At 22.5% G+C, this 488-nt stretch carries 1 protein-coding gene; it reads left to right on the forward strand.

Annotation, left to right across the window (positions count from 1 at the left end):
- The coding region (locus CJ670_RS10885) for a hypothetical protein (protein ID WP_207763629.1) at window positions 1–488 on the forward strand (488 nt) is incomplete at both ends.

The following is a 488-nucleotide window of genomic DNA, read 5'->3' on the forward strand; positions in this document are numbered from 1 at the left end:
TCTATTTTAAAACAAAGTAATTTTATAAAAAGAGATATTGGTGTAAAACCATATATGATAATTTTACATTTTTTATATATGTTTGTAATAAATAGAAAAATTTCTAGTTTTATGAAATACAGCAACGATAGCTTTAAAAAAGATGTTTATTATAGACTTCTTAAAGATAGTAGATACAATTGGAGAAAATTATTATTACTGACATCTACAAAGCTTATTTGCAAACTTCATAAACTTCAAAAAACAACTGATGTAAAAGTTCTTATCATTGATGATACTGTTGAAATTAAAAGAGGTAAATATATTCAAGGAAGCTGCAGAAATCTTTGGAGCAATAAGGATCATAGAACTGTAAAAGGTTTAAATATAGTATCTTTGAATTACAGTGATTCTCATACTGATATGATGTTAGATTTCTCTATAAATTATAATAAAAATCAAACTATAAATATTAATGAAAATAGTTTTCATCATAAAAGTAATGCATA

Origin of the sequence: Arcobacter cryaerophilus gv. crypticus, assembly GCF_002993025.1 — a bacterium.
Classification (GTDB): Bacteria; Campylobacterota; Campylobacteria; order Campylobacterales; family Arcobacteraceae; genus Aliarcobacter; species Aliarcobacter cryaerophilus_B.